The sequence below is a fragment of the Rhodococcus sp. 27YEA15 genome, from assembly GCF_049739425.1.
In the GTDB taxonomy this organism is placed as follows: Bacteria; Actinomycetota; Actinomycetes; order Mycobacteriales; family Mycobacteriaceae; genus Rhodococcus_F.
Map to the genome: position 1 here is coordinate 3,734,640 of NZ_JBMHHW010000001.1, position 26,894 is coordinate 3,761,533.

The 26,894-nt window shown below is 64.5% G+C and carries 26 protein-coding genes and 1 pseudogene; 14 read left to right on the top strand and 13 right to left on the bottom strand.

Features of this window, described 5'->3' with window-relative positions:
• Nucleotides 1-107: 107 nt before the first annotated feature.
• Both ABH922_RS17380 and ABH922_RS17385 read right to left on the bottom strand, forming a co-directional pair.
• Entirely contained in the window at nucleotides 108-1,307 is a 1,200-nt protein-coding gene (locus tag ABH922_RS17380; RefSeq protein ID WP_424808090.1) for a L,D-transpeptidase, read from the bottom strand.
• A gap of 32 nt (nucleotides 1,308-1,339) precedes the next feature.
• Nucleotides 1,340-2,431, bottom strand: coding sequence for a UDP-N-acetylmuramate dehydrogenase (locus ABH922_RS17385; RefSeq protein ID WP_424808091.1), 1,092 nt, complete (start codon nucleotides 2,429-2,431; stop codon nucleotides 1,340-1,342).
• Between the two features lie 26 nt (nucleotides 2,432-2,457).
• Between ABH922_RS17385 and ABH922_RS17390 the strand changes: the two genes are divergently transcribed.
• The 3 genes from ABH922_RS17390 to ABH922_RS17400 are packed head-to-tail and all read left to right on the top strand — an operon-like array spanning nucleotide 2,458 to nucleotide 4,311.
• The gene (locus ABH922_RS17390; protein WP_424808092.1) at nucleotides 2,458-2,958 is read left to right on the top strand and encodes a DUF2505 domain-containing protein; all 501 of its coding nucleotides are present in this window, start codon (nucleotides 2,458-2,460) and stop codon (nucleotides 2,956-2,958) included.
• A gap of 59 nt (nucleotides 2,959-3,017) precedes the next feature.
• On the top strand, nucleotides 3,018-3,518 hold the full coding sequence (locus tag ABH922_RS17395) for a DUF2505 domain-containing protein (protein WP_424808093.1): 501 nt from the start codon (nucleotides 3,018-3,020) through the stop codon (nucleotides 3,516-3,518).
• A gap of 7 nt (nucleotides 3,519-3,525) precedes the next feature.
• Nucleotides 3,526-4,311, top strand: coding sequence for a class I SAM-dependent methyltransferase (locus ABH922_RS17400; protein WP_424808094.1), 786 nt, complete (start codon nucleotides 3,526-3,528; stop codon nucleotides 4,309-4,311).
• A gap of 1 nt (nucleotide 4,312) precedes the next feature.
• Here the strand turns inward: ABH922_RS17400 and ABH922_RS17405 are convergent, their stop codons facing one another.
• Complete coding sequence (locus ABH922_RS17405) at nucleotides 4,313-4,906, bottom strand: type IV toxin-antitoxin system AbiEi family antitoxin domain-containing protein (protein ID WP_424808095.1); 594 nt, start codon at nucleotides 4,904-4,906, stop codon at nucleotides 4,313-4,315.
• Between the two features lie 128 nt (nucleotides 4,907-5,034).
• Between ABH922_RS17405 and ABH922_RS17410 the strand changes: the two genes are divergently transcribed.
• Nucleotides 5,035-5,799 carry a DUF2993 domain-containing protein gene (locus tag ABH922_RS17410; RefSeq protein ID WP_424808096.1) on the top strand — a complete coding sequence of 255 codons (765 nt, stop codon included), beginning with the start codon at nucleotides 5,035-5,037 and terminating at the stop codon, nucleotides 5,797-5,799.
• A 16-nt stretch (nucleotides 5,800-5,815) separates the two neighbouring features.
• On the opposite strand, the gene deoC is transcribed toward ABH922_RS17410, so the two are convergent.
• The gene (deoC, locus tag ABH922_RS17415; protein WP_424808097.1) at nucleotides 5,816-6,475 is read right to left on the bottom strand and encodes a deoxyribose-phosphate aldolase; all 660 of its coding nucleotides are present in this window, start codon (nucleotides 6,473-6,475) and stop codon (nucleotides 5,816-5,818) included.
• A 64-nt stretch (nucleotides 6,476-6,539) separates the two neighbouring features.
• On the opposite strand from deoC, the gene purU reads away from it, so the two are divergent.
• Entirely contained in the window at nucleotides 6,540-7,427 is an 888-nt protein-coding gene (purU, locus tag ABH922_RS17420; protein WP_424808098.1) for a formyltetrahydrofolate deformylase, read from the top strand.
• Between the two features lie 61 nt (nucleotides 7,428-7,488).
• On the opposite strand, the gene ABH922_RS17425 is transcribed toward purU, so the two are convergent.
• Nucleotides 7,489-8,862, bottom strand: coding sequence for an MFS transporter (locus ABH922_RS17425; protein ID WP_424808099.1), 1,374 nt, complete (start codon nucleotides 8,860-8,862; stop codon nucleotides 7,489-7,491).
• Between the two features lie 65 nt (nucleotides 8,863-8,927).
• A complete protein-coding gene (locus ABH922_RS17430) occupies nucleotides 8,928-9,827 on the bottom strand; it encodes an SDR family oxidoreductase (protein ID WP_424808100.1) in 900 nt (299 codons plus the stop codon).
• An 87-nt stretch (nucleotides 9,828-9,914) separates the two neighbouring features.
• On the opposite strand from ABH922_RS17430, the gene ABH922_RS17435 reads away from it, so the two are divergent.
• Together ABH922_RS17435 and ABH922_RS17440 are read left to right on the top strand one after the other, a co-directional pair.
• Entirely contained in the window at nucleotides 9,915-10,487 is a 573-nt protein-coding gene (locus ABH922_RS17435) for a TetR/AcrR family transcriptional regulator (protein WP_424808101.1), read from the top strand.
• A gap of 75 nt (nucleotides 10,488-10,562) precedes the next feature.
• Nucleotides 10,563-11,008 (top strand): annotated as a pseudogene (locus ABH922_RS17440) (PPOX class F420-dependent oxidoreductase).
• Nucleotides 11,009-11,021: 13 nt separating this feature from the next.
• On the opposite strand, the gene ABH922_RS17445 reads toward ABH922_RS17440, so the two are convergent.
• The 5 genes from ABH922_RS17445 to ABH922_RS17465 form a co-directional block, all read right to left on the bottom strand.
• Nucleotides 11,022-12,053, bottom strand: a complete 1,032-nt coding sequence (locus tag ABH922_RS17445) for an alpha/beta fold hydrolase (protein ID WP_424808102.1) — start codon at nucleotides 12,051-12,053, stop codon at nucleotides 11,022-11,024.
• Nucleotides 12,054-12,177: 124 nt separating this feature from the next.
• Nucleotides 12,178-12,480, bottom strand: coding sequence for a DUF2516 family protein (locus ABH922_RS17450; RefSeq protein WP_424808103.1), 303 nt, complete (start codon nucleotides 12,478-12,480; stop codon nucleotides 12,178-12,180).
• Between the two features lie 100 nt (nucleotides 12,481-12,580).
• A complete protein-coding gene (locus ABH922_RS17455) occupies nucleotides 12,581-13,408 on the bottom strand; it encodes a heparin-binding hemagglutinin (protein ID WP_424808104.1) in 828 nt (275 codons plus the stop codon).
• The gene (locus ABH922_RS17460) at nucleotides 13,405-13,896 is read right to left on the bottom strand and encodes a helix-turn-helix domain-containing protein (RefSeq protein WP_424808105.1); all 492 of its coding nucleotides are present in this window, start codon (nucleotides 13,894-13,896) and stop codon (nucleotides 13,405-13,407) included. The genes ABH922_RS17455 and ABH922_RS17460 overlap by 4 nt, the downstream gene beginning before the upstream one ends.
• A gap of 96 nt (nucleotides 13,897-13,992) precedes the next feature.
• Nucleotides 13,993-15,273 carry a DUF445 domain-containing protein gene (locus tag ABH922_RS17465; protein WP_424808106.1) on the bottom strand — a complete coding sequence of 427 codons (1,281 nt, stop codon included), beginning with the start codon at nucleotides 15,271-15,273 and terminating at the stop codon, nucleotides 13,993-13,995.
• A gap of 190 nt (nucleotides 15,274-15,463) precedes the next feature.
• On the opposite strand from ABH922_RS17465, the gene ABH922_RS17470 reads away from it, so the two are divergent.
• Both ABH922_RS17470 and ABH922_RS17475 read left to right on the top strand, forming a co-directional pair.
• Nucleotides 15,464-16,198, top strand: coding sequence for a TetR/AcrR family transcriptional regulator (locus ABH922_RS17470; RefSeq protein WP_424808107.1), 735 nt, complete (start codon nucleotides 15,464-15,466; stop codon nucleotides 16,196-16,198).
• Nucleotides 16,199-16,245: 47 nt separating this feature from the next.
• Nucleotides 16,246-17,103 (top strand): polyphosphate kinase 2 family protein, encoded by an 858-nt coding sequence (locus tag ABH922_RS17475; RefSeq protein WP_424808108.1) that lies wholly within the window; start codon nucleotides 16,246-16,248, stop codon nucleotides 17,101-17,103.
• On the opposite strand, the gene ABH922_RS17480 is transcribed toward ABH922_RS17475, so the two are convergent.
• On the bottom strand, nucleotides 17,104-18,138 hold the full coding sequence (locus ABH922_RS17480) for an Lrp/AsnC family transcriptional regulator (protein WP_424808109.1): 1,035 nt from the start codon (nucleotides 18,136-18,138) through the stop codon (nucleotides 17,104-17,106).
• Between the two features lie 99 nt (nucleotides 18,139-18,237).
• On the opposite strand from ABH922_RS17480, the gene ABH922_RS17485 reads away from it, so the two are divergent.
• The 5 genes from ABH922_RS17485 to ABH922_RS17505 all read left to right on the top strand — a co-directional run bounded on the left by ABH922_RS17485 (nucleotide 18,238) and on the right by ABH922_RS17505 (nucleotide 25,954).
• Complete coding sequence (locus ABH922_RS17485) at nucleotides 18,238-19,788, top strand: amidohydrolase family protein (RefSeq protein WP_424808110.1); 1,551 nt, start codon at nucleotides 18,238-18,240, stop codon at nucleotides 19,786-19,788.
• Between the two features lie 50 nt (nucleotides 19,789-19,838).
• On the top strand, nucleotides 19,839-21,212 hold the full coding sequence (locus tag ABH922_RS17490) for an MFS transporter (RefSeq protein ID WP_424808111.1): 1,374 nt from the start codon (nucleotides 19,839-19,841) through the stop codon (nucleotides 21,210-21,212).
• Entirely contained in the window at nucleotides 21,209-22,201 is a 993-nt protein-coding gene (locus ABH922_RS17495) for a D-cysteine desulfhydrase family protein (protein WP_424808112.1), read from the top strand. The genes ABH922_RS17490 and ABH922_RS17495 overlap by 4 nt, the downstream gene beginning before the upstream one ends.
• Nucleotides 22,202-22,568: 367 nt before the next feature.
• A complete protein-coding gene (locus ABH922_RS17500; protein WP_424808113.1) occupies nucleotides 22,569-24,893 on the top strand; it encodes a transketolase-like TK C-terminal-containing protein in 2,325 nt (774 codons plus the stop codon).
• Nucleotides 24,894-24,913: 20 nt separating this feature from the next.
• Entirely contained in the window at nucleotides 24,914-25,954 is a 1,041-nt protein-coding gene (locus ABH922_RS17505) for a 2-oxo acid dehydrogenase subunit E2 (protein WP_424808114.1), read from the top strand.
• Nucleotides 25,955-25,971: 17 nt separating this feature from the next.
• Here ABH922_RS17505 and ABH922_RS17510 read toward each other — a convergent pair whose 3' ends face one another.
• A complete protein-coding gene (locus ABH922_RS17510) occupies nucleotides 25,972-26,883 on the bottom strand; it encodes a LysR family transcriptional regulator (protein ID WP_424808115.1) in 912 nt (303 codons plus the stop codon).
• Between the last annotated feature and the right edge of the window lie 11 nt (nucleotides 26,884-26,894).

Consider the following 26,894-nt stretch of genomic DNA (forward strand, 5'->3'; position numbering starts at 1 on the left):
CATCCAGATCCTGGCAGCGCCCCCGAGTGACAGCTGCTTCCATCTTGTTCAGACGCGAGAATGGCGGTTGTGGTTCCCTCGACCCCGAATATTCGAGTCTCGGGCTGTCAGGGCAGCGCCGACATCGACTTCCAGGTCGGCAGGTCGATCGCCCAGTCGTAGATGTCGCCGTCGGCGGCAGAGAGGTCGATCGACGTTCCGGTGACCTCCACCGGATCGCCGTAGAGTGCGGTGCCGAAGTACTCCTGAGCGTCCGCGAGCGAGAGGTTGATGCATCCGTTGGTGACGTTCGACGAGCCCTGCACTCCGGTCGTTTCGGGGTTGGCGTGGATGAACTCACCGTTGTTGGAGATCCGGACCGCCCACCGTTCCCGAACATTCTCGTAGAACGGCGGATTGGACATCAGGAAGTCCTCGTACTTCTCGGTGACCATGTGGATGCCGCTGCGGGTGACGTTGCGGGGCTCGTTGCCCTCGCCGTAGCTGACAGGGATGTCCATGATCGTCTGGCCGTCCCGCACCACCTGCATACGGTGGCTGGGCGCGTTCGCCTTCACGATCTGGCTGCGACCGATGACGAAGTCGAGCGTCAGGTCCTGATCACCGTATGCACCGCCGCCGTAGTCGAGCCCGTACAGCTTCGCGTCCAAATGGACCTTGGTTCCCGGCGCCCAGTACTGCGCGGGGCGCCAGTGCGCGCGCGATCCGCCGTTGTCGTCGGGCAGCCACGCCCACGAGCCGGGGGTGGGCGGAACGGTGGTGACGGCGAGCGCCTTCTCGACAGCCGCCTTGTCCACGACGGGACTGTCGAACTGCAGTGTGATGGGTGCAGCGATGCCCACTTCCTGACCGTCGGCGATATTGAGGGTGCCGCCGGTGGTGGAGGCGGGCTTGAGCGTCGTGAAACCGCCCGCTACCGGAACGGTTTTCCCGTCGGTCCCCAGAGCCGACCCCGACCACGTGTAGCTGGTTCCGTATCCGAGTGCCTCGTCGACGGTGAAGGACGTCTTGTCCGGAGACAGGACACCGGTCACTGCTTTGCCGTCGGCATTGCTCAACGCGACGTCGGCGAGGGTTCCCTGCGTGACGGACACCGAAACGGGAGCGATCGGGCTGACGTCGGCAGCCCCCGCTGCCGGGGTGGACACCACCTTCGCCACCGGGTCCGGATCGGCGCTCGCGCCGGTCTGGCCGGCGTTGCTCCCGCCACCGACGGTGCATCCCGCCACCGCCACGATCACGGCAACCATCACGGCCAGGAGCGCCACCAGACGCGAACGACTTCTTTTACGACCGAGCTCATACACGTCAACAGGCTACGCGCGCCTGCCGGGTCTGTTCAGATCGTGCAGCCCACCGTCACCGGTTCGGGCTCCAATCGGACTCCGAATGCCGAGAAGACGCCGTCTCGCACTTCCCGGGCCAGGGACAGGACGTCGGCGGTTGTTGCCGACCCACGGTTGGTCAGTGCCAGGGTATGTCTGGTGGACAGTCGAGCCGGGGCGGATTCCGCCGGGTAGCCCTTGGAGAATCCGGCCCGTTCGATGAGCCATCCCGCCGACAGCTTCGTTCCGCCGGCCGCGGAGAACTGCGGCACCGGCACGTCGCCGAGCAGATCGCCGATCACCGACAGAACCTGTGGCAGCTGCTCGTCCGACACCACGGGGTTGGTGAAGAAGGAGCCGGCACTCCAGGTGTCGTGATCGTAGGGGTCCAAGACCATGCCCTTGCCGGTACGCAATTCCAGGACGGCTTCTCGAACCTGCGTGGACGGAAGCCGAGCACCTTCCTCGGCGCCGAGTGCGGCAGCGAGTTCCCGATACTGCAGCGGCGCGCTGGTGCCGTCTGCCGAGACGACGAATTCGACCGACAGGACCACGGCGTCGGCCGAATGCTTGAGCACGCTCGAGCGGTATCCCAATTCGAGGACGGACGGGTCCACCCAGGACACTTCACCGCTACGACGGTCGAGTAACTGCACCCGTCTGAGCCTCGACCCCACTTCGACGCCGTACGCTCCGACGTTCTGCACCGGAGTCGCGCCGGTGGAGCCGGGTATGCCGGAGAGACATTCGAGTCCACCGAGTTCGGCGGCCACCGATTGGGCGACCACCTCGTCCCACACCGCGCCGGCTTCCGCGATCACCCGATCGGCGTCGAGGGACACAGTGGTGTTCGCCACACGAACGACCACACCGTCGAATCCGCTGTCGGAAACCACCAGATTCGATCCACCTGCCAGGATCAGCGTCGGAATCCGTTCCCGGTCGAGTAATCGCACCACCTCGACGAGAGATTCGGTGCTGGGGCACTCGGCGAGCAGCCGCGCCGGCCCACCGACCCGCAGTGTCGTCAGGCCGGACAGGTCAATGTTCTCGGATACGAAAGCGCCCGAATCGACGACGCGTCGGCCGATGGTTACATCCCACACAACGCTAAACGGTAGCCTCCACAATCGTGAGCCGTCGCATCGAGCATTCATCGAAGTTTTCCGTCCCCGCCGCCAAGGTCCACCAGGCCTTGACGTCCGAGCAGTACTGGCGTGACCGACTGGCCGCCGTCGGTGGTCCGGGCGCGACCATCGACGAGTTGACCGTCACGAACGACACCGTCGCCGTTTCCGTGTCGCAGGTCATCCCCGCCGAGAATCTGCCGAGCATGGTCGCCAAGTTCGTACCGGGCGATATCGTGATCAAGCGCAGCGAAACCTTGGCATCGCTGACCGACGGCGAGGCTGCCGGAACCTTCGCCGCGCACGTCGACGGTGTTCCGGCACGAGTCGAAGGAACACAGACTCTGCGGGGTGACGACGCCTCGGCCACTCTGAGCGCGGCAGGCGAGGTCGAGGTGAAGATCCCACTCTTCGGCAGCAAGATCGAATCCGCCATCGTCGACGAGGTGGTCCGGCTCATCCAGTCCGAGCAGGATTTCACCCGGGAGTGGATCGCCAAGCAGTAGGCCGCTCGGGCGGGCGGAAAGTTTTCCCGTGACGGCGGGTGCCGGTATTCTCGACCACCATGGCTCGCCGCAACGACTACTCCGCCCGCTATCGGTACTCCGCAGAGCAGGTTTACGCGGCGCTGTCCGATCGCGCGTACTGGGATGCCCGCACCGCGGAGATGAGCAGACATTCCACGACTCGTCTCGACTCGTTCGAGGTCACCGACTCCGGATTCGACCTGGTCATCGAGCATGTCCTTGCCAGAGACACGTTGCCGGACATCGCCAAGACGGTTCTCAAGAACGATCTGGTGATCACCCGCGCGGAGTCATACGGGACGTTCGACGGTTCGGCTACCGGCCGCTATACGGCATCCATTCCGGCGGGCCCCGGGTCGCTGCACGGCACCATCGAGCTGGTCGATACCGACACCGGGTCGACGCTGACCACTCGCTCCGAGGCCAAGGTCTCCATTCCATTCGTCGGCGGAAAGCTCGAGCAGCTCATCCTCGACAATCTTCTCGACTTGTTTCGAACCGAGGCGCAGATCACCGCGTCCTGGCTGAGCACCGACTGACATCGGCGTGAAGAAAACACCGACGCCCAAAGCCGAGGGCGTCGTCACCCGTGGCACGACGGGCATCAACAGGCTGCGCCGCAGCGACCGGTGGATCGTGCACGATCGCACGATCGGGCGGGCCATCTCGAACGCTGCCGATCCGTTGATCGTCGATCTCGGTTACGGAGCCAGGCCGGACACCACGTTCGAATTGGCCGATCGCCTCGCAGCGGTGCGCCGCGATCGACGAGTGGTGGGTCTGGAAATCGATCCTGCTCGCGTCGTGGCGAGCCGCGACGGCGTCAGTTTCGCGCGTGGCGGCTTCGAATTAGCCGGTCTTGCACCGATTTTCGTCCGAGCGTTCAACGTTCTCCGCCAGTATCCGGAAAACGCGGTCGACACCGCATGGTCGCGCATCCAGTCGGGGTTGGCGCCAGGAGGACTGCTTCTCGACGGTACGTGCGACGAGCTGGGTCGCCGATGCGCCTGGGTGCTGCTCGATGCCGAGAAACCTCTCACCTTGACGCTCGCCTGGGATCCGTTCGACGTCGGGCAGCCGTCGGATCTCGCCGAGCGCCTACCGAAAGCGCTCATCCATCGCAACGTCGCCGGTGAGCCGATCCATGCACTGCTCACCGCGGCGGACCGGGCCTGGGCGACGGCCGCTCCGCACGCGCCGTTCGGACCACGTCACCGGTGGGCTGCGGCCCTGGAGATTCTGCGCGGTCAGGGCATCCCGGTCCAGCCTGCACGCCGTCGACTACGTGATTGCATCCTCACGGTTCCATGGCACGTGGTGGCGCCGGTCTGAGCTATCCGGCGGCCGCCAGCGCGGACTCGACTCGCACCGCCACCTCGTGGCACGCGGATGCACACGAGGCCCGTATCTCGTGGGTATCGAGTCGGCCGATGGCAACGCCGTCCGCGACCACCTCGTTCAACAGCTCCTGCGAGATGCCACCTGCTGCCAGGTCGTGCACGGTTCGCAAGGGGGTGGTGATTCGGATGGGCCCGATCTGTTCGAACTCGCCCTGCCCGAGAGGGCTGCGATGCAGCGCTACCTGACGGGCCGGTGAGGGAACCGCAGTGGCGACGGACAGATGCACGAACCGAGGACCGAGATGACCGAGTCCATGCAGGTCTGCGGCGCTGTAGTGCGAAACGGTTGCGGTTCCCCCGAACCAGGTGCACCACTTCGCGAAGTCGTCGAGTTCGGTGCGCCGGACCCGAGCCCACCGGAACAGTCCACGACGGTCGCAGGTCCAGCTCCCGGACTCGGTCAACTCGACCAGCATCGACTGGCCGAAACCCAGCGCTTCGGCCTGCCGTACGGTCACGAAGCCGCACTGACACGCCGCGAGCGATTCGAGTACCCCCGTGTCGGTACTTCCCGTATCGGACGTCATGACCACCTCCGGTGACCGTCGACTGCTGGTGTGTTCCCCACAGTACGGAAAAATGTGTTTCACATCACACGAATCGACGGGCATCCGTTCACAGACTTCGTTCAGAATCGTCGTGAACAATCACTCCAATGACTGTCGCAGCGAACAACCCACGTCCGCGCAATCGAGTACTCGTCGCCTTGCTCGTCGTGATAGCCGTCCTCGTGGCCGCGCTGATCGGCGGCGAGTTCTTCGTCCGCAACCAGATCAAGTCCTGCATGGCCGATCAGTTCCAGAGCGAGTTGGGCTCGCAGGTGGACGTCGGACTCAGTTGGAAGCCGGTCCTGCTGCAGGCAGTGGACAAGAAGGTTCCCTACATCACCATCGACAGCGACGACGGTTCGTTCGGGCCTGCCACCGGAATGCAGGTGCACGCGAAGGTCGAAAACATCGATCTGCAGGCGTCGAACGGCAACAGCGGCACCATCGGCAGTTCCAGCGCTGACGTCGACTGGTCGACGGCAGGCATCCTGAGCACCATCCAGGCCCAGACGTTCGGTGCTCTGGTCACGGGTGTCACCACCGATGCGAGCGCCGGAACCCTCGCGTTCGACGTGGGTCCTGCCGGGTTGGCGAAGCTCACCGTCAAGCCCACCGTCGCCGGTGGCGTCGTCACCGTTCAGACTGTCGGAGCCGAGATCCTGGGCTTGGGCCTGCCGACGGATTTGGTGGACGGCGTTGTCCAGATCCTCACCGACAGCCTGCAGACGTACCCGCTGGACATGAAGCCCACCTCATTGACGGTGACCGACAGCTCGATCAAGATTTCGTTGGAGGGAGGCGCATTCACCCTGCCCGCCTCCGGCGGCTCGACTCAGGCACAGGCACCGAGCAGCTGCGGACTGCTGACCTAGTTGTCGAAGAGCGGGTTCAGTCGGGCAGGGCGGCGAGCACTGTTCGAGTGCCGGACAGGCCGAGCCGGGTCGCTCCGGCGTCGATCATGGCAAGCGCGGCCTCGGTAGTGCGAATGCCACCGCTGGCCTTGACCCCGATGCGGGGGCCGACGGTTCTCGCCATCAGTGCGACGGCCTCCACCGTGGCTCCGCCCGCGGGATGGAAACCGGTGGAGGTCTTGACGAAATTGGCACCGGCACGCACTGCGGCGCGGGAGCACTCCACTATCGCCTCGTCGGACAACGCCGCGGTTTCGAGAATGACCTTCAGTGTCGCCGCCGGTCCCATCGCCTCGCGCACTGTCAGGATGTCGGCGAGTACCGCGTTGTAGTCCCCGGTGATCGCGGCGCCGACGTCGATGACCATGTCGATCTCGTCGGCGCCCTGGTCGACAGCCAGGCGCGCCTCGGCACCCTTGACCAACGAGTGATGTTTCCCGGACGGAAATCCGACGACGGCGGCGGTGACGAGCCCGTTGGCGCGGATCGGGAGCATCGACGGCGAGACGCACACGGCGAGCACTCCGAGCTCGCGCGCCTCACCGATCAGCGCAGTCACGTCGGCCGCCGTGGCTTCAGGTTTGAGCAGGGTGTGGTCGACCATCGCGGCGACGTGGGAACGAGTCAGTGCAGCCATGAGTGAAAGCTTGGCACACGACCACCGTCGGGACGACGGTGAGACACCTGAGACAATGGCAGCCATGACCGCTGCATCGTCGACCGATGATCGACGCTTCGTACTCTCCCTCGGCTGCCCCGACACCACGGGCATCGTCGCGCGCATCTCCACCTTCCTCACCGAGGTGGGTGGATGGATCGTCGAGGCCGCCTATCACGCCGACGCCGATACCGGCTGGTTCTTCACTCGCCAGGCGGTGCGCGCATCGTCGGTGGACATGAGCATCGAGGAACTTCGAGAGCGCTTCGCCGCGGTCGCCGCCGAGATCGGTCCGGAAACCGAATGGACACTGCACGATTCGAAGGCCGCCAAGAAGATCGTGCTGCTGGTCAGCAAGGAAGGTCATTGCCTGCACGATCTACTCGGTCGCGCGGCGGGCGGCGAACTTCCCGCCCAGATCGCTGCGGTGATCGGCAATCACGAGGACCTGCGCTCGGTCACCGAACGCCACGGCATCGATTTCCATCACGTTCCGTTCCCGAAGGATCCGGCCGAGCGCGGCCCCGCGTTCGAGTCGGTACGTGAACTCGTCGACTCTCACGATCCCGACGCCGTCGTGTTGGCGCGTTTCATGCAGGTGCTGCCGGAGTCCTTGTGCGAGCACTGGGCCGGCCGAGCCATCAACATCCATCACAGCTTCCTGCCGTCCTTCGTCGGTGCGCGCCCTTACCATCAGGCGTTCGCGCGTGGTGTGAAGTTGATCGGTGCGACGTGCCATTACGTCACGGCCGAATTGGACGCCGGGCCGATCATCGAGCAGGACGTGATCCGGGTGGATCACTCCGACGAGATCACCGATATGGTCCGGCAGGGGCGCGACATCGAAAAGCTCGTTCTCTCACGCGGTTTGCGGTGGCATCTCGAAGGCAGGGTACAGGTTCACGGACGTAAGACCGTCGTCTTCAGCTGATGTCGACGCCGCCGGTTTCCACGACGACCACCCGGGTGGACCGGCCGGTCGTCGTGGCCGCTCAGGTCCGCCGAGGGGGTCCCGGTGCCGACGTCGCCACGACGACCACGGCAACGACCGCGAGTGCGGCCGACGCCGAAAAGGCGTAGTCGTATCCGTTGACGGCGGAACCATGTCGGTTACCTACTGCCGCAACGGTCGCCAGGGTGGCAAGTCCGATCGCCGATCCGATCTGTTGGCTGCTGGTGAACACCGCACCGGCAGTGCCGCGTAAATTCGTGGGTGCACCGCTCATCACGGCGACCGACGCCGCGGGGACGGCCAGCCCTATGCCGGCTGCACTCAACAGAATTCCGGCGAGAACTCCTACGAGATAGCCACTTTCGGGTTCGAGGGCGCTCAGCCACAGCTGACCGAGACCCAGGAGAACGAAGGCGAGTACCAGTTGGCCTCTGGTGCCGAGTCGTGGAAGCATTCGCGGTGTGATCAGGGCGGAGGCGAGGAACGACGTCACCGTGGCAGGCAACAACGCGAATCCTGTTCCCACCGCCGAGAGGTGCAGTGCATGTTGCAGATACAGCGCGATGAAGTACACGTAGGCACCCAGTATCGCACCCACGACCGCCGTGGCCGTCAGGACTGCCCGCCTGCCGCCACCGAGTAGCGCAGGCGGGATCATCGGTGTATCCGAGCGGCGCTCGATCAGCCCGAACCCGATGCCGCCGAGCACCGCGACCGACAGCGGCACCCATGACGCGAGCGAGGAGAATCCATCCTGTTCACCTCTGGTGACTCCGAAGATCAACGCCGCCGACGCGAGTGTCACCGTCAGCGCGCCGGGGAGATTCAGGCGCGCGCCACGGAAACCGGTGCCCGCCGGCAGTCGCAGCATCACGAGGACGACGAGAACCAACACCAGGGGTGGGTTGACGAGCAGTACCCATCGCCAACCCACCAGTCCGGTGAGCACACCGCCGAGGACGATGCCGGCCGACGCCCCCACGGCGACGCTTGCCTGGAAAAGGCTCATGGCGCGGGTATTGCCCGGCAACCCGCGGTAGGCGTGATTGAGAGTCGCGAGAGCTGCCGGGGCCACGAGCGCCGCTCCGACACCCTGGACGAATCGGGCCGCGACGAGTACCACCGCCGTCGTCGCGAGCCCACCGACGAGTGAGGCCACCCCGAAGATCACCAGGCCGACGACGAGCATCCGGCGGAGGCCGAATCTGTCACCGAGTCGACCACCGACCAAGAGCAACGCACCGAATGTCAACGCGTACGCCGTGGCCACCCATTGCAGTCCGGTGGTGGTGAATCCGAGGTCGATCTGAATCTGGGCAAGTGCGACGTTCACGATCGAGAAGTCGAGTGCGAGCATCAACTGCGCGGCCGCCGTCAGCGGCAGTACCCATGCGCGCGAGTATCGAGGTGGCACGGCGATTCTCCTTGGTTGTCCAAAGTCCGGCCCAGCCCTGCCGAGTGCGGCCCAGCCCGGCCGAGTCAGGCCGCGTCGTACGCGCCGGCGGCGATGTCGTCCGACAGCGTCGGCGCGTGCGGGCTCCAATTCAGACGATCTCGGGTCTGCAGACTGTTCGCCCGGATGTCGAGCGCGAAGAACCGGCCGACGGGACCGAAGTGGGTGAGCGCGTCGGTGGCCGGAATCGATGCGGTGACCAGGCCGTACTTCGAGGCGATCGCTTCCGCTATCGCTCGGGTGGTGATCGATTCCTCGGCGATCGCATGCAAACGTGTACCGGCCGAGGCATTCTCGATGCCGAGGCGAATGAGAGCAGCCGCATCGCTTCGGTGCACTGCAGACCAGGTGTTGGTTCCGTCGTCGATGAATCCGGACATACCTGCGGCACGAGCAGCTCGGACGAGCCCGCCGACAAACCCCCTGTTGTCACCGCGGCCGTGAACGCTCGGAGCGAGACGGACGACCATTGCACGGACGCCCTGCGCGGCGAACGACAACGCGAGGTTCTCGCTGCCGCCACGCATGGAGTTCAATCCGACGGCGGGTGATGCGTCGTCCTCGATGGCCGCGCCCGACGCCACTATGCTCGCCACTGCCGATGCCGCCAGGAATGCTCGGCCGGACCCGGCGAGAACATCGCCCAAGGTCTGCACCGCTGTGCGTTCGGTCAGATTCGTCGCCGCCGGATTGGCCCAATCGTGCTTGTTCGCCAGGTGAATGACAGCATCTGCGACCTCGGCTCCGCGCCGCAGCGAGTCGAGATCGTCCAGGTCACCGCGCAGAGCGGTAGCGCCGGTGGACTCGAGCAGCGCCGCCGACGATTCGGATCTGACCAGGCCGATCACATCGTGACCTTCGCCGAGAAGTTCCTCGACCACGGCCGAGCCGACCCATCCCCCTGCTCCCGTGACGAACACTCGCATGTCAATACTCCTCCGTATCGCGGTTATGATGTCAGTGACTGACTCTAACACCATATGTCAGTAACTGACATTACGATGAGGTTTACAATGCCGAGAAACGCCGACGACACTCGTCGCAAACTCCAGCAAAGTGCACTCGATCTGTTCACCGAGAATGGGTACGAACGCACGACCGCAACGGATATCGCAGCGGCCGCAGGAGTCACCGAGAGAACATTCTTTCGTCATTTCGCCGACAAGCGTGACGTACTCTTCACTCCGCGAACCGAATTCGAGAAGCCATTCCTCGATGCCGTCGACGCTGCGCCGAACAACGATCCCCGTTCGCTGATCGAAGCCGCTGCCGTCGCTGGAGCAGCGTCGTTTGCCGGCAAGCAACGAGCCTGGTCGCGTGCCCGGCAACTGCTCCTCGACTCCCAAGCGCGCCTACGCGAACGCGAACTGACCAAACTCGCCGATCTGAGCACCTCGCTCACCACTGCCTTCATCGGCCGCGGCGTCGACCCCGGAACCGCCGCGATCGCCGCCGAGATCGCCACCACCGCTTTTCGACTCGCACACGGCAAGTGGACAGAACTCGACGACGACCGCAGCGTGATCGACGTCCAATACCAGGTTCTGGCCGACCTCGATCGAACTCTCACCCGCCCGACGCACTGACGTCACGGCCGATCAGGTCACCCGCCACCGCGCGGGGGCCTGGAGTCGGCTGTTCACCGACCAGGGAGGCCCGTCATGCTGACGACATACACCGGCATCGAGGACAACGTCCGCGAGTATCTGTCCCACGGCACCAGAACAGCGCACGTCTACCGTCCTGGCCACGGACGGTAGAGCGTTCGGCGCACCGGTGTGGTTCGTGCTGGACGGCGATTCGGTCGTCTTCGTCACCGGTCCGACGACGTCGAAGGGTCGGGCGTTGAGCCGCGATCCGCGATCCGCGATTGTCGTTGACGGTCGACGATCCGCACCCGCCGTACAGCTTTGTCTCGATCCAGGGGTGGGCCGAGATCGACCGTCGGCCCGACTACGTGCTGTGGGTATCCACCGAATGCGGACGCCGATACATGGGAGCAGAGCGGGCCGCGGAGTTCGGAGAGCGCAACGCCGATCCGAACGAGGTGATCGTTCGGGTGACGCCTCGACGCGTCCTGCTCAATACCGACGTGAGAGCGTACTGAGACGTTCGTCCGTCTACAGGTTCCGCAGCCGGACGATTTCCTTGTCGAATTCGTCGATGTTCTCGATCGACGACATGTGACCGACGCCGGGCAGCACGATCAGTCGTTCGAGATTTCCGGCGTCGTCGAGCACCTGCGCGAGCTTACGAGCCTGCACTTGCGGGGTGAGCCGATCCAGGGCTCCGACGAGCACGGTGGTGGGGACATTCAGATTGTCGAGGCCTTCGCGGATGTCGAGCGTGCTCAGCGCAGCGCCCCATCCCCCCCGCACCCGAGGTTCGCACTCGCGCATGATCTTTTCGCAGAACTGCACTTCACCCGGGGTGGCGTTGGGCGACATCGACACGTAGCGAACGGCCTTGGCCATCGTGCCGGGATAGACGAGCGGTACCGGCGACGCGAGGATGGCACGCCCCACCGGCACCGGCACTCGCGGAAACCCGCTTGGTAGGGGGATCAGGGTGGTCTCGGCGATCAGACTGTCACTGGCAGTGCTGGCAAGCATCACGGCGGAGGCGTACTTCTTCACCTGTTCCGGATATCGTCCAGCCCAGGCGATGATGCTCATACCGCCCATGCTGTGCCCGACCACCACTGCCTTACGGTCTTCCTGCAACGTCGCATCGAGAACCATTGCGAGGTCGTCTGCCAGCACGTCCGGGCCGAAGCGCGCAGTGCCCACGGTGCTTCGACCGTGTCCGCGCTGATCATAGGTGATCACCCGGTATTTGCCGGCCAAGGCGTTCACCTGGGGATACCAGTAATCCGTCGAGCACATCCATCCGTGGCTCAGCACTATCGGCTCGCCGTCACGCGGACCGTACGAGCGGACGTTGATCGTTGCACCGTCAGGGGTGGTCAGCTCTCGGACGTCCGCATCGAAGGTCGGCGTTCGCAGGAGTGCATCCGGCCCGACGTCGACGGACAGGGTGAGGCCACGAGTCGATCGCCGACGACGGAGGGCAACTCCTACCGCAGCGGCAGCGCCCAGACCGGCGACGCCTGCCACGACGCGGACCGCAGTGGTGTGCGAAGTGCGGACCATGTGCTCCCCTCCCGACTCCGTCCGCCGCGAACGACGAAGATGCGGAGATCCTCACGCGGCGATCTATGTGTTACCAGAATTAACTCACACTAGCAGCACTGCCGGGCAGCGGGGCACTCGTCCGCTACCAGCGTGGGCCGCTCTGTATCTCGTCGACACGCGGTCGCACGTCCACGAGATAGACGCAGACTGCCACCACTGCGAGAATGCCGAGCAGTCCGACCGGTGACGTCACCACCAGCACGAGACCTGCGACGACGAGGATGCCCAGCCAAATCGGCTTCGTCAGTTTGTTCACCGCCGTGAACGCGTCCGGACGCTGCCTGACGGCATGAACTATCGCGTAGACGGCACCGCCCAATGCCAGTACTTTGAGGGCGAGAAAAATCAATCCGATGATGCTGTCGACTCCAGTCACGAGTCCCATCCTAAGTTGCGTAGGTCACGACAACGAACAGAAGGCTCCCGTCCACGGCATTGACGGGAGCCTCCTACTTGTCCGACTTGCTCGTCGTTCGACGTGCTGATCAGACCTTCTTGACGGGGGCAGCCTTCTTGGCGGGTGCCGGCGCGGACGCCTTGGCGGGCGCCGCCTTCGCCGGAGTTGCCTTGGCCGGAGCAACCTTCTTGGCCGCAGCGGCAGCTCGCTCCTGAACGTCGGAGGCCGCTGCGGTCACGCGAGCCGCGGCATCCTTGGACACCTCGTCGGCCTGGTCGCCGAGGTCGAGAACCTTCAGCGCGGCCTCGTCTCCGGCGTCGGCGATCTTCTCGCCGGCGTCGGCGATCTTCTCACCGACCTCTTCGGCGGTGTCGGAGATGCGTCCGGCGGCGCGGCCGGCGAGCTGGGCGGCCTGCTCACCGACAGCCCGGGTCTGGCGTGCGACCGTTCCGAGTGCGTCTTCGGTCAGTTCGACGGCGTCACCGAGAGCGGATTCCGCTGCCGCAATTCCCTCTTCGACGTTCGGCTGCTTACGGATGCGCTCGACGGCGTCTTCGCCGCGCTCGGCCAGTGAGGTGTAGATGTCGCCGGCAACCTTGAGGTAGGCCTCGGCGACCTTGCGGAGCTCTTCCGGTGCGAACTTCTCGCGTAGGTCGGCGATTTCCTCGGGCAGTTCGGACGGGAGTGCCGCGAGGCGATCGCGTAGAGCCTCGACGGACTCGACCACCTCTCCCTGCACCGAGGCGAGCTTCTCGCGGGCACCGGCGGCGCGGCCGGTGACATCGCCCTGAGTGCTCTCGGCACGCTCACGAACCTGTGCCACCACGTCCGCGACGGCCTGGACGACGAGGTCGCCGGCTCCGACCGCGGCGTAGATCGAGGTCTTGACGTTGTCGATGGCGTTCTTGTCTGTCATTTTTCGTCTCCTTGTGAAAGTACGGTGTCTGCGACTGCGTCCGGCTCTACCGAATCCGGAGCGACTGCTGTTCGATTCGACTCGTTCTCACGACAGAAGGAGTCGTAGATCTCCAGCAGTACTTGCTTCTGTCGTTCGTTGATGGCCGTCTCTGCCAGCACCGCATCCCGGATAGGACTGTGCGCGCGCTGTTCGAGGTATCCGGCTTGCACGTACAGGACTTCCGAGGACACTCGGAGACCCTTGGCGATCTGTGCGAGCACGTCGGCCGAAGGCTTGCGTAAGCCTCGTTCGATCTGACTCAGGTAGGGATTACTGACGCCTGCCAACTGTGCGAGCTGGCGCATGGACACGTGGGCAGCTTCCCGCTGTGCACGAATGAACCCCCCGATGTCGTGTGCGGCGGAACTGACGACACGCGCCGCCAAATCGCTCGGCCCGCCGGATTCACGTTCCTGGCCTTCGGGATTCGACGACTTCGGTGGCATGTGCGCCCTCCATTTCCACTGGACGTACTCCACAGTAGAAGAGGGTGCTAACTATTGCAAGCACTACTGCTAGCACTCGTGGTCGAGCTCACACATTCACCCGTGTGCACCGAAGAGCAGACTCGACAACGTGTAGATCAGCAGACCGGCGATCGACCCGACCACCGTGCCGTTGATACGGATGAACTGCAGATCGCGTCCCACCTGCAACTCGATCTTCTCGCTCGCCTCGTCGGCGTCCCAACGCTCGACGGTGTCGCTGATGACTCCGGTGATCTCGTCCGTGTAGTTCTCGGCGATGTACTTGGTGCCCTGCACCAGCCAACCGTCGACCTTTCCACGCATCGAATCGTCGTCACGCAGCCGGATGCCGAGAGCGACGATGTTCTCGGCCACCTTGGTCCGGAGTGTGCTGTTCGGATCGTCCACCGATTCCATGATCAGCCGCTTGGCCACCTGCCACGTCGCCGACGCCAGACCCGTGACCTCCTCGCGGCCCATGATCTCGGCCTTGATGCCCTCTGCCTTCCTGATGGTCTCGGGATCGTTCTGCAGGTCGTCCGCGAACTCGACCAGGAAGCGGTTGGCTGCCTGACGAACTTCGTGATCCGGATTGGACCGGACCTTCCAGGTGAATTCGACGAGTTCCTTGTAGATTTTCTCGCCCAGCATCGCGTCGACGAACTTCGGCGACCAGGCCGGCGAATCACGGACGATCACCCGGTCGATGGTTTCCTGGCTGCCGAGCGCCCACTGATGAGCACGCTCGGCCAGCAGTTCGATGATCGGCAACTGCTTGTTGTCCTTGAGCAGCTCCCCGAGCACGCGCCCGATCGGTGGGCCCCACATCGGCTCGGCCAGACGTTTGACGATCGTGTTGTCGATGACCTGGGCGATGTCCTCGTCTCGAAGCACCTCGACCATGCCTCGCAGAATCGTCGACGTCTCGGCCGCAACGCGGGCAGCGTTGCCCTCGTCGGCCATCCACGTACCCAGGCGCAGCGGAATGTCGGCTTGGCGCACCTTCGCCGACACCACTTCGGGGGCGAGGAAGTTCTGTCCCACGAAGGAACTCAAACTCGCACCGAGCTGGTCCTTCTTACGCTTGATGATCGCCGTGTGCGGAATCGGTAGCCCCAAGGGATGCCGGAACAGCGCGGTCACGGCGAACCAGTCGGCCAACGCACCGACCATGCCGGCCTCGGACGCGGCACGCACGTACCCGACCCATGCACCTGCGCCGCGAGATTCCTGCCAGCGGCAGAACAGGTAGACGATCGTCGCGAAACCGAGCAGCCCGGTGGCGAAGATCTTCATTCTGCGAAGGTCCCGACGCTTCGCGGCGTCGTCGAATGCGGACAGGCTCAGTTGCGACACCTCGCCATTGTGCCCAAAAGCTCGTCGGATCGCCGACGCGAACTGCCGACAGGCGATCGCTCGGGTCGAAATGCCCGATATCCCTCGACGAACCAGACATGTGCCTGACCTCTGTGAGGTGGCGGACATTAAGCTGGTCGGGAAAGCAGACCGTTCGGACGTGGATTGCACCACAGATTTGAGATGACCAGTGCCCAAGGATGCCGTGCAAGAAGCCGAGCAGGTCGACGGCACCGTCGTTGCCGACGTGAAGCCGGAAAAGTCGGACGGCCGCAAGCGCCGCTGGCGCGAGCACAAGATCGCCCGTCGTGAAGAGTTGGTCGACGGCACCATCTCTGCGATCCGAGCCCGCGGGCGCGATATCGGAATGGACGAGATCGCCTCCGAAATCGGTGTCTCCAAAACCGTGCTGTACCGCTATTTCGCGGACAAGAGCGACCTCACCACCGCCACGATGATGCGGTACGTCGAAACCATCCTGTCGCCCCGGATGTATGCCGCCATCAGCGGCGAACTCGACGATTTCGAGCTCACTCAGGCCAGCATCCGGGCGTACGTCGAAACCGTCGCGGACGATCCGGACATCTACCTGTACGTCATGGCCAACGGCGCCGGCGCCAACCGAGATGTGGTCGCCGACTCGGAGCGGATGATCGCGGAACTCCTCTCGACGGTGATCGGTAACCGACTCCGCGAGATGGAGATGGATTCCGGTGGATCACTTCCGTGGTCGTTCGGCATCGTCGGTGGTATCCAACTCGCAACACACTGGTGGATCTCCAACAAGTCGATGTCCGCCGAATCGCTGATCGACTACCTCACCATGATGACCTGGGGTGGGATCACCGGTATCGCGGCCGTCAACGGTTCGCCGGCGAAGTTCAAGTCCATGCCGCATCCGTTGGTAGCGCCGACCGACAGCTGACACGAGAATCCGGCCATCGGCGAGGACGGTGTGGCACAGTTTCCGTCATGGCATCCGACAACTCGCTGTGGAAATCATCGGCCGTGGACGTGCTGCGCGCCGATCCCGGATTCGATCTCGACAACTTCGACCGCAAGGGCACACCGGGATTCACCGGCAACAAGTCCGACGGCGAACGCCTGTTGGGCGAACGCGGTCAGGTGCTCTCCGATCTGCAAGAACTGTTGTACGCCAACGGGCGATCGGGTGACAAGCGTTCCGTTCTACTCGTCCTCCAGGGCATGGACACCGCGGGGAAGGGCGGAATGGTCCGGCACGTGATCGGTCACGTGGATCCGTCCGGCGTCAAACACGCCGCATTCGGGGTGCCGACCGAGGAAGAGAAGAAGCACCACTACCTGTGGCGGATCGAGAAGGAGCTTCCACGCGGCGGCTATCTCGGCGTGTTCGACCGCTCTCACTACGAGGATGTCCTCGTCGTCCGTGTTCACGATCTGGTTCCGCCGGACGTGTGGGGCGCACGCTACGACGAGATCAACGACTTCGAGGAGAAGCTGGTCGCCGGCGGCACCACCATCGTCAAGGTCGCGATGTTCCTCTCCCTCGACGAGCAGAAGGAACGACTCGAAGAGCGCCTCGATCGACCCGACAAGTTCTGGAAGTACAACCCGGGCGACGTCACCGAACGCAAATTGTGGCCCGCCTACCAGCAAGCCTATTCGGCCATGATCGACAAGACCTCCACCGAGCACGCACCGTGGTATGTGGTGCCGTGTGATCGTAAGTGGTACAGCCGAATTGCCGTCACAGAACTGCTGATCGACGCGCTCGAGAAGCTCGAACTGGATTGGCCGAAAGCAGATTTCGACGTCGAAGCCGAGAAAGCGCGTCTAGCCGAGAGCTGATCACGTCTGCGGCCACAGATCGATGGGTATCGTGTGCGCGCATCGCCCCTCGGCGTCGAGGATCCGGCCGTAGATCTTGACCGGCCGGATCCCCACCGAGCGCTCTCCCACCACCGTCGTGGGGAACATCTTCTGCATTCGCGAGATGACGCGCGTGAGGTGTGGGATCGAATTCAGTCCGGCCGCGAAGATGATGTTCTGCCTACCCACCACCGACGCACACAGGCGGCATTCCGGCCAACTGGAGAGGGTTCTTGCCACCTCGTCGATGTCGACGTCGGGCACCGACAGCCACACGATTGCCATGGCGTGCAGTCCGACCATGCTGCGCGCGAGATCGCAGCGGAAGATCACGTCACCGGCACGTTGGAGGCGGTTCAGCCGCCTCTTGACGGTGATGACGGGTTGGTCGAGTTCGCGGGCCAGGTCCGTGTACGCCATCCGCCCGTCGCGGCTCAACGCCGCGAACAGTGCTCGGTCTCGGACGTCGAGCGGGCGGATCTCTCCCGGCTCGTTGTCCACGCCGGTCTCACGGAGTTGTTGCGCCTGTTCGGCATTGATCGCGTCGAGACGCCACCGGGTCCCGCCGTACCATTGCGTTCCGACATTGCTGCGTAGCCGACGTACCCCCGGCACCGCCGGGATGTCCTCGAGCAGCAACGTCGACATGGCGTCCAGATCCTCGGCGAACACTATCGCGAACAGATCGAAGTCCCCGGAGGTGGCGACGATCGTGATGACGTGCGACATTCGCCCCAGTTCGGACGCCGAATCCAGAACCGCACCGGGATCACACATCACCTCGATGAATGCGAACACTATGTGCGACTGCTGGCGTGGACCGAACGCGACGCTCACCCACGCCTCACCGGCATCTTCGAGTCGCTGCCAACGCCGCATCGCCGTCACCGGCGAGACGGCAAGTGCCTTACCCAACTGCGCCCAGGACGCCCGCGGATTGGACTGCATGGCGTCGATCAGTTGAATATCGCTCTCGGTGAGCTCGCTTCGCGGTCGAATGTCTTTTTCGTTCACCGAACACCTCTCCACGAACAATTTCGTGCAATCTCTCAGGTCGAAAGTACCCCGGGTTCATTCTGTATTCACCCCCGGATCAGAAAGGCCTTTTCCATCATGACCTGCGCCGAGCCTCTTCGAAACCTCTCCGCCGACGCACCCGCGACGCCCATACCTGTCGACTACGACGTGGTGATCTCGGGCGGACGTGTCGTGGACCCCGAGACCGGACTGGACGCAGTGCGCACGATCGGTATCCGCGGTCGACGTATCGAGGCGGTCAGCGACACCGTTCTGCGCGGCCGGGTCGAGATCGACGCGACCGGGCGGGTGGTCGCGCCGGGATTCGTCGATCTGCACAGCCACGCGCAAACCGTAGCGGGCCTGAGACTTCAAGCGCTCGACGGGGTGACGACGGCCCTCGAACTCGAGATCGGCGCTGCACCTGTCCGTGCGGCGTATCGAGCAGCAGAACTCGACGGCCGACCGGTGAACGTGGGTTTCGCCGCGTCGTGGACGACCACTCGCGCGCGGGTATTCGACGGCTTCTCCGGTGCGGATCCCGTCCCGTTGCGGGCGTTCCTCTCGCACGCCGGCTTACCCAACTGGCGCGAACGTCGCGGCTGCGCGGATGTGCAGACCGTGCTCGGGGAACTGGAGAAAGAGTTCACCGACGGCGCGCTCGGACTCGGCATCGCGTTGGGATACGCCCCCGGTACCGACCCTGCCGAGTACACCGAACTGGCACGTCTGGCCGCTGATCTCGACATGCCCACGTTCACACACGCCCGGTGGATGTCCACGGTCTCGCCGACCTCGGCCGTCGAGGCAACCGCCGAGATAATCTCGGCTGCAGCCAATACCGGTGCCCACATGCATTTCTGTCATCTCAACAGCACCACGCACCGGATGGCCGACACCACCGGCGCGATGTTGGCGGACGCGATAGCTCGAGGAGCCCGCATCTCCACCGAGGCGTACCCGTACGGTTCCGGGTGCACAGCGGTGGGCGCGCCGTTCCTGGCCCCGAAAGCTCTGCCGCAGTTGGGTATCACCGCCCGGTCGATCGTGCACGTCGCTACCGGCCGCCGGATGACCGACAACACCGAACTCACCGCTCTGCGCGCGGCAGATCCCGGCGCACTGGTGATCATCGACATCCTCGACGAAGAGAATTCGATCGACCGCAGACTACTTCTCACCTCGCTGTCCGGCCCTGACACCGTGATCGCCTCGGATGCAATGCCTCCCATGTCCGCCAGTGGCACATTTGTCACCGACGAATGGCCGTTGCCCGAGTCCGCACACTCACATCCGCGTGGAGCCGGATGCTATGCCAGGACGTTCCGCTGGCTCGTGCGCGAATCGAATACCTTGACGTTGAGCGAGGCCGTTCGACGATGCGCACTGCTGCCCGCGCAGATACTTCAGCGCGCCGCCCCAGCCATGCGCCGCAAAGGGCGAATCCAATCCGGCGCCGACGCCGACCTCGCGATCTTCGACCTCGACACCATCACCGACCGATCCACGTACACCGCAACCACCCGGCCGTCCACCGGCATGGACCACGTACTGGTCGGCGGCGAGTTCGTCGTCCGCGACGGCGCCGTCCAACCCGATGCCATGCCCGGGCAGCCCGTCTACGGCCGCTTCCACCACAGCAACTGACGCCCCGAAACTTCGTTCATCACGACTGACACCCTGACTCTGGAGTCACCATGAAGCAGACTTCGCCGGACACCGCACTCGCGTCCGCCGTCCGCAAGACGAGCCGACGGCTCATCCCGTTTCTCTGTTTGATCTACGCGTTGAACTATCTCGATCGTGTCAACGTCGGGTTCGCCGCCGATGGCATGAAGAGCGACCTCGGCCTGACCGCGGCCGCGTTCGGTCTCGGCGCCGGCTTGTTCTTCATCGGCTACTGCCTGTTCGAGTTTCCGAGCAATCTGATGATGCACAAGGTCGGGGCTCGGCTGTGGATTGCCCGGATCATGATCAGTTGGGGCGCATTGGCGGCGGCGATGTCCGCTGTTCAAGGCGAAACCAGCTTCTACGTGATGCGCATCCTGCTCGGCATCTCCGAGGCCGGTCTGTTGCCCGGCGTCATTCTCTACCTCACGTACTGGTTTCCGGCCGAGTATCGCGGCCGGTTGACTGCGCAATTCTATCTGGCACTGCCACTGTCGATCGTGATCGGCGCCCCGCTGTCCTCGTGGATCATCTCGGCCACCGACGGACTCTTCGGCCTCTCCGGGTGGCGTTTCATGTTCTTCGTCCAGGGCCTGCCTGCGATGCTCATCGGTATCGCCGTGTTGTTCCTGCTCCCCAACAAGCCGCACGAGGCCAAGTGGCTCACTCCTGGGGAGCTGTCCGCACTCGAAGGCGCCCTCGCTCGCGAGTCCGACGAGGCGCAAGCACACGGAACCACACAGTTGCGCAAGGCTTTACGCGACTATCGCATCTACCTCATGGGCCTGATCCTGTTCAGCACCGTGTTCGGAATCTACGCGTTCAGCTTCTTCATGCCGCAGGTTGTCAACGACTTCGAGGCATCATTCGGTACCGAATTGACATCTGTACAAACGGGATTCATGACGGCGATCCCGTTCGCGGTTGCCGCCGTGGCCATGTGGCTTGTCGGTGTGAATTCCGATCGGACCGGCGAACGAGTCAAACACTCGATGGTGGCCCTCACTGTCGGCGCCGTCGGAATCCTCACCGCGCTCTATGCCACCTCACCGCAACTCGAACTCGTCGGTCTCAGCATCGCGGTAGCATCAGCACTCTGCGCACTTCCCATCCTCTGGCAGATTCCGAAGGTATTCCTCGGTGGGGCTGCTGCTGCCGGCGGTATCGGGTTGATCGGCGCGATGTCGAACACCGCAGGATTCTTCGCTCCCACCGTCACCGGTGCGCTCCGAGAATCGAGCGGCAGCTTCGATTCCAGCATGATCACCATCGCGGCATCGATGCTGCTCGGTGCCGCGCTACTGCTCGCAGTAGGCCGCACAACAGCTTTCAAACCTCGATCGGCTTCCTCCGCCACCGACCCGCAGAAGGCGCTGTCCGACGCAACCGAGGGCCGACGATGAACCGTCCCGGTACACGCACCCTTCTTGCTACCTGGCCGACGCCGGTCGAACCGGCACCTCGGCTCGCCCGGGCACTCGGTTTGAACCCGGAAGATCTGTGGATCAAACGTGACGATCTGACCTCACTGGCCGGTGGCGGCAACAAGATTCGCAAACTGGAGTGGACCGTCGGAGCCGCCCTCGCGGCCGGCGCCGACACCCTGATCACGACCGGATCACCGCAGAGCAATCATGCCAGACTCACCGCTGCCGCCGGTGCCCGACTCGGACTCGACGTCGTCTTGGTCTTCCCCGGATCCCCCGGCACGTCGGCGTCCGGAAATCTGGCTCTCGACGGTCTCCTCGGCGCTCGGGTCGCCTGGGTGGGAGATGCGGAACTGGCCGTGTCCGCCGAGATGATCGCCACCGACCTCGACCGGCATGGACACCGCTCGGCGGTCATCCCGTTCGGCGGCTCGAGTGTGACCGGTGCCCGCGGTTACGTGAGCTGCGGCCTCGAACTGCGCGATCAGCTGTCCGAGATCGACAACGTCGTCGTGGCTCTGGGTTCCGGTGCAACGATGGCAGGCCTCGTTGCCTCGATGGGACCGGGCGCGGTGATCGGAATCGACACGGGTGCAATGACAGACCCACTCACCGCCGTTGCAGAGCTCGCTAGCGGACTGGGGCCTGACCGGATTTCTCCAGATCGCCTGCGCGCCCGCCTCGATCTGGTGGGCAGTGGGTACGGCGACCTCACCGAACCCGTCGCCTCGGCGATGTCCCTGACCGCGCGAACCCACGGCGTCGTACTCGATCCGATCTACACCGGACGCGCCATGGCCGGTCTGATTGCCGCCGTCGCGGACGGGGAGATCCAGCCGGGTAGAAGGACGGTCTTCCTGCACACGGGCGGGCTTCCGGGGTTGTTCGGACATCCCGCAGCAGTCAACCGTGCCGAGAGCGGTTTGGACGATTATCCAAATAAAAGTCACTTTCTTCGTCCGTGAGCGAAAAATGTATCATCGCAACACTTCTGAGCACCTCGGTCGTCGATGTCCGACGTCCGACTCTGTTTTCGCCGCCAGGCATCGAACATCGACACCTCGATACCACGTCCTTCACAGGGTGCAGGCTGCCAACCCTGGACGGTCGGCAGCGCTGCACATTGGGCACGGTGATGACTTACGAGGTGCTCGCTTGCTCGAAGGCGTTTGTTTGTGTTCGACTTTCTCCGGAGTTCCGAACAGGAGAACAGCTCGAGGCATGCCCGGATCTCGAAGATGCCGCGCCGCCAGTACCCCACCGATCGATCGCCGCGCATCAACGCGAGCACAGGTCGGCCCCGTTTCCACAGCTTCGACCCAAGGACGAGCCATGAATGCCGCACTCTCCCATCCGCAGTCACTCATCGATCAGCGCGATCCGCTCCGCGAGATCGAGGAGCGGGTGTTGTGGTTGTCGACGTCGATGATCCATCACGCCAACCGGGTTCGGCCGAATCCGAGCGGACTCAAGGTCGGCGGGCATCAGGCCTCGTGTGCCTCGATCGCGACGATCATGACGTCGTTGTGGTTCGAACAGTTGCAGCCGGGCGATCGGGTGTCGGTCAAACCCCACGCATCCCCGATCCTGCACGGCATCAACTACCTGCTCGGCGAATTGGACGAAAAGTATCTGACGACGCTGCGCGAGTTCGGCGGTCTGCAGTCGTACCCGAGCCGGTCCAAAGATCCTGATCCGGTGGACTACTCGACCGGCTCGGTCGGTATCGGCGCGACGGCACCGATCTGGGGGTCCATCGCCCGCCGCTACGTCGACACCGTGTTCGGCGGCGCGGGCACCGGCCGCCAGTACTCACTGGTCGGGGACGCCGAGCTCGACGAAGGCGCGGTCTGGGAGGCGATCCTCGACACCTCGGTGGCCGAACTCGGCGAAATCGTGTGGATCGTGGACCTGAACCGCCAGTCCCTGGACCGAGTGGTACCCAACATCGCCGCCGGTCGACTCGAAGCGATGTTCGGTGCCGCCGGCTGGCAGGTCATCACCGTCAAGTTCGGTACCCTGCTCGAATCCTTGTTCACCCGCGAGGGTGGTCAGGCGTTGCGCGCACGGATCCTGGACATGCCCAACCCGGAGTTCCAGCGTCTGCTGCGCTGCGACGCCGAACAAGTCCGGACCCGCCTGCCCGGTATCGGCCCCGACGCTGCCGCGATCTCCGCGCTGATCGGTGAACTCGACGACGCGACCGTGTTGGCGGCGATCCGCAACCTCGGCGGCCACGATCTCGACGCACTGCGCGCGGCGTACGCACAGATCGACGACACCCGCCCCACCGTGATCATCGCGTATACGGTCAAGGGTCGTGGACTACCCACCCAGGGCCACCCGCAAAACCACTCCTCCCTGCTGACCGTCGAGCAGTACGAACAACTCGCCGCCGAACTCGGACTCGACCCGGCCGATCCGTGGGCACGATTCGACCGTGACAGCCAGGCCGACCGCCTGTGCCGCTCAGCGGCGGACCGTCTGGTCCGCGACGATGTCGATCTACTCGCACCGCCTGCTGCGCCGGCCGATTTCGGGCGCACCCCCACCGGCACCTCCACCACCCAAGCCGCACTGGGACGCGCCCTGCTCGACCTCTCCCGCGCCGCCCCCGACGCCGCGAAACGCGTCGTCACCGTCAGCCCCGACGTCAGCTCCACCACCAATCTCGCCGGCTGGCTCAACAAAGTCGGTGTCTGGTCACCGAACGAACGTCACAACTGGTTCGACGACGACGCCGAAACCATCATGCACTGGCGCGAAAAACCCACCGGACAACACATGGAACTCGGCATCGCCGAAACCAACCTCGTCGGGTTGATGGGCGAACTCGGTGCCACCTGGAGTCGGTGGGGCCAACCTCTGTTCCCCATCGGCGTCATGTACGACCCCTTCGTCGAACGTGCCCTCGAACCCTGGTCCTACGGCATCTACGCCGGTGGACAATCCATCCTCGTCGGCACCCCCTCCGGCGTCACCCTCGCTGCGGAAGGCGGCGCACACCAGTCGATCAAAACCCCGTCCATCGGCCTCGAGCAGCCCGGCTGCATCAGCTTCGAACCCGCCTTCGCGATCGACACCGAATGGACCATCCTCGACAGCATCAACCGCCTCGGCCGCCCAGGCGGTAGCTCCTCCTACCTGCGCCTGTCCACCCGTCCCGTCGATCAAGCTCTCGCCGGGGTACCCACCGATCCTGCGGCCCGTGAACGTCGGCGCCGCCAAGTCGTCGCCGGCGCGTACATGCTGCGACGCGTGGCCGAACCCGTCGTCACCCTCGTCGGTGTCGGTGCGATGATCACCGAAACCCTCGCCGCCGCTGATCGTCTCGCCGATCAAGGGATCCAGGCCGACGTCGTGTGCGTGACCAGTCCCGGTCTGCTCTTCGAAGCCCTGCAAGCGCGGCGTGGACTGGCCGAGGGCCAGTCGTGGATTCTCGATCAGGTCTTCCCCGCCGACCGGGCGGCACCGATGGTCACCGTCCTCGACGGGCATCCGCACACTCTCGCATTCCTGACCGGCATCAACAATGTTCGCGGCGCAGCCCTCGGCGTCAGCACGTTCGGCCAGGTCGGATCTCTCGACGACGTGTACCGCTACCACGGGATCGACACCGACAGCATCGTCCGAGCCTCCCTCGACCTCGTCGACTGACCGAGAAAAGACACCACCCCATGACCACCGCTCAGATCACCGCAACGACAGTCCTCCTCCCCTCTCTCGGCGAGAACATCACCGAGGCAACCATTTCCCGCTGGCTCAAAGCCCCCGGCGACCAGGTCGAAGCCGGGGAACCCCTCCTCGAAGTCGCCACCGACAAAGTCGACACCGAAATCCCCTCCCCCACAAACGGTGTCCTCACCGAGGTTCTGGCGGAGGAAGACTCGGTGGTCGAGGTGGGCGGACACCTTGCGGTGATCGGGGCCGAATCTGTCGCGGCGGTCGCGAGCACATCGGTTCCGGCTCCCGTGGTGGAGCCGGACCCGGTGGATGCTCGCATCGACCGGGTGGAGAAACTGCCGCGCATCCGCCGGACCATCGCCCGTCGCATGCTCGAATCTCTGCACACCTCGGCGCAATTGACCACCGTAGTGGAGGTGGACGTCACTGCTCTCGCCCGGCTACGGACCGCCGAGAAGGAATCCTTCCACCGCCGCACCGGGGTGAAACTGTCCTTCCTGCCGTTCTTCGTCGCCGCCGCCGTGGAAGCCCTGCGGGAGCACCCGGTGGTCAACGCGTCTCTCGACGCCGACTGCACCGAGGTGACCTATCACGGTGCGGTGCATCTGGGTATGGCCGTCGACAGCGACAAGGGGCTGATGGTGCCCGTCATCCGCGACGCCGACAGCCTTCGGATTCCGCAACTGGCCCAGTCCGTCTCGGTCATGGCGGACAGCGTTCGCACCGGCACCATCCGACCCGACGATCTGTCCGGCGGCACGTTCACCATCACCAACACCGGCAGCCGCGGCGCACTCTTCGACACCCCGATCATCAACCAACCGCAGTCCGCCATCCTCGGACTCGGCGCCGTCGTCGAACGAGTCGTGCCCACTCGCGACGAGAGTGGGGCATTGCAGATCGAGGTGCGCTCGATGGCATACCTCTCACTCTCCTACGACCACCGCATCGTCGACGGCTCCGACGCCGCCCGCTACCTCACCGGTGTGCGACGACGAATCGAAGCGGGCTTCGACGCTGCCGAGCTGATCTGATTCCTCCGATCGTGCGACTACCGGTACGGGTCGTCGGCGGGGAGCCACACTCTCGGCTCACGCAGACCGAGATCACCGACATCCCTGGTGATCGCGTCGACGGCGGCCAGTACGAACGGACGGGTTTCGTCACTACGCCACACCAACGACCAGGTCCAGAACACCGTGGGATCGACCACCGGGCGCCGCACGAGGTCTGGTGGCAGGGGTGTCGTCTGCCCTTTGGGGCAATTCAGGACCGGCCGGCCGATCGACCGGACGTGGTCGAAGAACGCGGAACCGGTGACGCCACCGTCGTCGATGGCCAGCACCGGCGCGCCGGTCTCGTGAGCCAAGTGCAGCGCGTAGTCGTTCCACGACGACCAGGACGCCTGATCGTCGTCGACGAGTAGCGTGACGTCCCGGACGGATACCGGTGCGGTGTCCGAGCCGGTCGACACGGCGTAAAGTTCGTCCGCCCCGAGTAATCGGGCTTGCAAACCGTGGCGGGCGAGGTCGGAATTCTGTACCCAACACACGGCCAGATCGAGGCTGCCGTCCCCGACCCGTGATGCCTGTGCGTGTGAGGGCGCCACCCAGGCGTCGACGTGCAGCTGCGCGATCCCGGACGCCCGCGTGCTCAGATCCGGTGGAATCCAGTTCACGTAGCCGATTCGGATCGGCTCGGCTCCCGAGAGGCGCTCGGCCAGGTGTCGCAGGTCGTCGGCGCGCTCGAGCAATGCCCGGACGTGCGGAAGCAGCGCAGCACCGGCCGGGGTGAGTGCCACCGATCGACGGTCCCGATCGAACAACTGCACTCGAAGATCGCGTTCGAGTGCCATGATCTGTTGCGAGAGAGAGGGTCCGGCGATCAACAGCCGGGTGGCGGCCCGCCCGAAGTGCAGTTCCTCGGCCACCACCAGAAAGTACTTCAGCTGACGCAATTCCACGAGTATCCATG